General features: G+C 56.9%; 3 protein-coding genes. 1 reads left to right on the top strand and 2 read right to left on the bottom strand.

Annotated elements, in window-relative coordinates:
• Positions 1-757 (bottom strand): IS110 family RNA-guided transposase (locus FS320_RS37100; protein ID WP_152717318.1); only part of this gene is annotated, 757 nt, incomplete at its 3' end.
• Between the two features lie 810 nt (positions 758-1,567).
• Here FS320_RS37100 and FS320_RS37095 point away from each other — a divergent pair.
• Positions 1,568-3,274: a family 16 glycosylhydrolase gene (locus FS320_RS37095; RefSeq protein ID WP_152717317.1), complete on the top strand. Its 1,707-nt coding sequence runs from the start codon at positions 1,568-1,570 to the stop codon at positions 3,272-3,274.
• A gap of 511 nt (positions 3,275-3,785) precedes the next feature.
• On the opposite strand, the gene FS320_RS37090 is transcribed toward FS320_RS37095, so the two are convergent.
• Positions 3,786-5,111: an NAD(P)-binding protein gene (locus FS320_RS37090; protein ID WP_152717316.1), complete on the bottom strand. Its 1,326-nt coding sequence runs from the start codon at positions 5,109-5,111 to the stop codon at positions 3,786-3,788.
• Positions 5,112-5,406 lie beyond the last annotated feature (295 nt).

Here is a 5,406-nt window from a genome sequence, read left to right as displayed (position 1 = left end):
TGTCGAAGCGGCGCACATCGCCGATCTCGGCCACAAAGGTGACGGCGGTCAGCAGCGCCACCCCGCGCAGGGCCTGGTAGGCCGCGACCACCGGCGCCATCGACCAGGTCGCAACCACCTCAGCGACCTGCTGGGTCAGCCGGTCCAGGCGGGCTTCGGCATCCTCGATCGCCTGCCGGTATTCGCGCAGGACCAGATCCTGAGCCGGATGCTCGAAGACGAGCTCCGCAAGCCAGCGGGCATGTGCCCGGGTCCAAGGTTGGCGGCCGGGAAAGATCCGCCCATGACGCAGCAGGAAGGATTGCAGATGCTGGCGCTTCTCGCGCAGATCTTCCATCGCGGCCTCCCGCGCCCGCACCAGTTCTCGCACCGCCTCATGGCCCGGATCCGGCACCCAGATGGCAGTCAGCTCGCCGGCCCGGTGCAGCCGGGCCAGGGTGAGGGCATCGCGGCGGTTGGTCTTGACGCGCTCGCCCGGACGCTTGGGGATGAGCGACGGCGCGATGACGGCACACTCATGTCCCAGAGCCGCGATCTGGCGCTGCAGGCCATAGCCGGTGGGGCCGGCCTCGTAGCAGAACAACAATTCGCCGTGCCGGCTCGCCAGCTTGTGGACCAGGCGCCGCACCGCTTCGGGGGTATTGTCGATCTCGCCGAGAAAGCGGATCTCTCCCTGGCGGCCGTCCTCGGCCACGGCGACGGAGATCTTCAGTTTCGAGGTATCCAGACCGACAAACACTTTGCTCTTCTGCTGCATGGCTCGTCCCCTGTGCGGGAGGCTCGGCGCCGGCCCATCCAGCGCAACCCTCGCTCATCGCATAGCTTGGGACGAGCCACCTCCACCGGCAACGAACATACGGTCTGCTATGCAGGCTCAAACGACCGCAGTGAGCCCAGTGCAATCTTTCGCATTGACTCTACTATCTGACAAAGTAGATCCCAGTTTGCAAAGCCAGAGAGGCTTTTCGAAACGAACAACCCACTTCTGTTAATATATTCAAAGTACATTTGAATATATTCAAGGCTTAACAAATATTTTTTCCGCCCTTTTTTTGCCTCACTTAGTGGCGAAGTACGCCAAGTCAGCCGCTATACAACAAAACGCGGCACACCAGCAAAAGGGGTTTAAAATGATTGCAATTGGCAAAAAGTCGAACCTGATCAAAAATAAATCAGGAATACGATGAAATCTTGCATCGTCTAGCGAACTTTCAAGCTAGCGATCTCAAAGATATTTATCCGATCTGTACTTCTTCTAAGGCAGATTTTTCTTTCGGCATAGCCACTTCATTCCTATCTCATTCTATGCATCTCAGCAGATATTTATCTGCTCGTTGAGCACGTCTGCATTGGGATTGTCATGATTGACCTAATCAATTGGCTGGCAAGTTTAGTCTTGCCCGGGCAAGTTGATCTCGATGAGGGTATGGATCTAACGCTAAGCTGACAAGTTGAATGTAAGTAGAAGTACAAATTACAATTAAAATCTTGGCTAAAAAATGTGGTGCGAAGGCTTCCACAGCCTTCTTCTGTGCCTATTCGAGCCGCTATCAAGAGAAATAGAAAATTGTTGAATCTTACAGGCTACAAGCTCACGTTCAGCGATGAGTTCAACACGCGCAGCATCTCCTCGACCGGCGATGGCACCACGTGGCAGACCGCCCGCGACGAGCATCGCATGGACAAGGCCGAGGTGGGCTTCGGCGTGTCCTCGTTCCTGGACCCGTCGTCCGGCTACGACCCGTTCAACGTGAGCGGCGGCGCCCTCACGATCACCGCCCAGCGCGACAAGACCCCCTACGGCGTCAACGGCAGCTGGGAGTCGGGCCTTATCACCACGCAGGGCAACTTCTCGCAGCAGTACGGCTACTTCGAGATGCGGGCCGATATGAGCAACAGCCCCGGGGCCTGGGACGCATTCTGGCTGCTGCCGGACAACCCCAATGGCACTGGCAACCCGGACGGCGACAGCCACTGGACCGAGAACGATATCGTTGAGCACTACGGCAACAACGACAGGGGCGTCTATACCTGGATCCACACCAACGATGAGGCGAAGGGCTACACCAACACCGGCGTCTACTCGGAGGTGGCGCAGGCCGATGGCTATCACACCTATGGCCTGAAATGGACGCCCGAGACACTTGAGTACTATGTCGATGGCCAGCTCACCGGCACGCGGCCCACACCGTCCGACTACCACCAGAAGATGCACGTGATCGCCAACCTGGCCGTCGAGGGCAACGGTTCGCAGCATGGCCAGAACATGGCGATGAAGATCGACTACATCCGGGTGTACTCGAACGACGCGAACGCCGTGGCGGTGCAGCAGGGCGCCGTGTCAGCCCCCGATGGTCGCGACCCAGGCCTGTACGGTGCCACCACAGCCGGCACCAGCACCCCTCCATCCCAAACCCCTCTCCCACCCACTGCGCCGACCACACCGGTGCCCCCGACCACTCCCACGACACCGACCGCCCCAACACCACCTGTGAACTTCGAGCCGGGAGATCTGAAGGTGACGCTGAGTGGCGACCATTACCTCGGCGCCCCTAAAGCGGAGATCTTGGTCGATGGCCAAGTCGTCGGCACGTTTGAGGTAACGGCCGATCACAAGAAAGGCGAGTGGCAGGACATCATCGTGAAGGGCAACGGCCGCTGGCCCGACGGCACCGACCACGATGTACGAGTCAAGTTCCTGAACGACCAGTGGGGCGGCACCGCCGAGACGGACCGGAACCTCTGGTTCAAGAGCGCGGAGCTCAACGGCGCTAAGGTCGGTACGGAGCGCTCGATCGGCTCTTCTGGTGAGTGGACCGACGTACGGATTGACGATGTGGCGATCACCCCCGCGCCGACCACACCCAGCGTTCTTGATGGTACAAGTGGTAATGACCAGTTGAGGGGTACGTCTGCGGCAGACACGCTGAACGGCAAGGGTGGCAAAGACATCTTGACGGGCGGCGATGGCAAGGACACCTTCGTGTTCAGCACGGCCAAAGAAGCCACTGGCGACACCATCAGTGACTTCGTCCGTGGCACGGACAAGATCGACCTGACGGGAATCGACGCTAACACCCGCTCGACTGGTGACCAGGCATTCACCTTCATCGGAACCGAGCGCTTCCACAAGGTGGCGGGCGAGCTGCATACCTACCGGCTTACGGATGGAAACACCTACCTCTCGGGTGATACCAATGGTGACGGGGCAGCCGACTTCGCCATCAAGGTGCTTGGCAACCACACCTTCGCGAACAGCGACTTCGTGCTCTAAAGCTAACAAGCCCCCGGCTTGCGCCGGGGGCTTTCCACGATGACCAGCGGGATCCAGCTCTGAGCGGAAGAAACTCCGGGCTCACGTCAGAATAACTCTTCTTAGGATGGGCATCCCACGAGTTTTGGCATTTTGTCAATTTGTCATTGGTGCCGGTAGCCGGGCACACCCGTCTCTGACGCACGGTAGGGCTGCCTCAAACAAGGCAACCTGAGAGACGGTGCCCGGGCCGATTGTGGGCACAATGAAGAGCGAACAGATTAGGTTGTCGCCCTTGCTGGGCGAGTTACGCTTCTCGCGCTGCCGACGAGAGCGCCTGAACTAAACCCGGTCGAGAACGATTGACAGCATGTGAGGGAGAACTGGCTCTCCAACCGGATCTTCACCTCCTACGCCGCTATCCTCAATCGCTACTGCGTGGCTTGGAACTGGCTTGTCGCCCAGCCCTGGACCATCATGTCTATCGGCCTGCGGGACTGGATCAATGCAGGAGCATCGGCGCCGGTTGGCATCAGCCACGACGCAGCGCAGACTCTGCTTCCAAAGTAGAGACCCGGGCCGTTGGTTGATAGTTAAACCCGCCCTGACGCCCGAAAGACTCAACACCGAATGCATTGAGCGCGGCTACTGCTTTTGTGGCTTTCTGGTCAGCTTGGTCGGTGTAGATCGGATAGGCATTTGCAAGAGTATGGCTTCCCTCTAACTTCAAATCGCCAACAAATAACCCGTTTGCGGACGTGTGTTGCCTGAAATCTTGCTCGGCCGCTGTCACCGACCCGTGAACATGATCAGCAATGACTTCGACGCTGAAGAACTCACGGCCGCAGGACCGTCCATAGAAATCAGAGTGCATCGTCAGGCGCTTCCACGCTCCCTTATGGGAAAAGTTGAAGAGTATAGATTGCGAAAACCCGCGCTTCCCAGAGAAGCTGAAGAAGAGACTGATCAGGGTAACGGTCTGAAGACCCCTATCACGGGGCATGCCGCACAAACCCTGAACTCTCTCGATTGGAATTGTGGATACAACACGGCTCGCAACGAAGCGTTGGCTCCCCGCCCGCAGATGAAATGTTCGATCCTCCTTAACTAAGCTTTGCATGACCTCTCCGAGGAGGAAATGAACACCGCGGCTTTCCAGCCGCTGAGCCGCGGCTCGGTAGAGATGTGCAAAGCCTTCGCGTGGCCGAGCCAGTTGTTGATTGGTAGGTGCCTTTACAGATGGCTTCAACCATTTCCTAAGGTAGGTGGTTAAGGATGCATACTCTTTGATCCAGCCCATCCGCTTTTCAGCAAAGCTAATGTCAATGCGTCCGGCCGGAACTCCGTGAAAGCGTTCAATATAGTTTTCCAAGCCGGATCGCTTTAGAAGTCGAGCTCCAATCCAAAATTGAGCGAAACTCCTTGCATCATTTAGCTGGTGGCGGAAAAGCCGTGCGAAAGCTACTGATGTCAATATGCGAAACAACTCGATTGGGCCGGCAGAGAGAAGATCATCTTTAATGGATATTGGATAGCGGGTAACCAGACCCTGTGGGTTGAGTCTGCCGAAGGTTGGGTTAATCGGAACGTACAGCGGAAGTAATTCGGGAAAATGGCGAAGCAGGGGGGAGTCATCCTGGAATATGAAGCTGCCAACGTCGAAAGTATACTCCGCAAAAGTGCAATCGATGTGATTTCCGCCGATGTGGTTGTACTCATCGATGACAAGTATTCGCTTGTATCCCTGCTCAGAGAGTACTGAGGCCGATACAAGTCCGGTGATGCCGGCCCCTAATACAATGACATCGAAATCAGATACGACGTGAGTTCCCTTTTTTGAATCGACGTCTACCCGCATGTGAGATACTTTCCGCAACCTAAAATTTACGCAGAGATTTGAAAAACGCAGAGGCGCGAAGTTGATTCCTCTCCCTACTCCAACATGAGTAGGGGGTACCTCCAGATAAATAGAGATTTTCAAAACTGTCAACATTTGCGCCGGCGCTCGGCTCTGGCGAAGGACTCTAGCCGTTCTTATGCACGAGAGGGCTGGAGAGGGCTGGCGGATGTAGCTTAAGCGCTTGAAGCAGCGTAGGATTTGGTTGCTGAGACCAACCCCTGCCACCGATTGCACTGTGCCACACCCGCCATGA

The sequence above is a fragment of the Microvirga tunisiensis genome (assembly GCF_009296175.1).
Classification (GTDB): domain Bacteria; phylum Pseudomonadota; class Alphaproteobacteria; order Rhizobiales; family Beijerinckiaceae; genus Microvirga; species Microvirga tunisiensis.
Note: the sequence above shows the minus strand (reverse complement) of the source record. Positions and strands in the feature narration are given on the sequence as shown.

What these genes read in the sequence shown, in the direction of transcription:
- FS320_RS37090 (WP_152717316.1), bottom strand. Translation starts at nt 5,111, where the DNA reads ATGCGGGTAGACGTCGATTCAAAAAAGGGAACTCACGTCGTATCTGAT.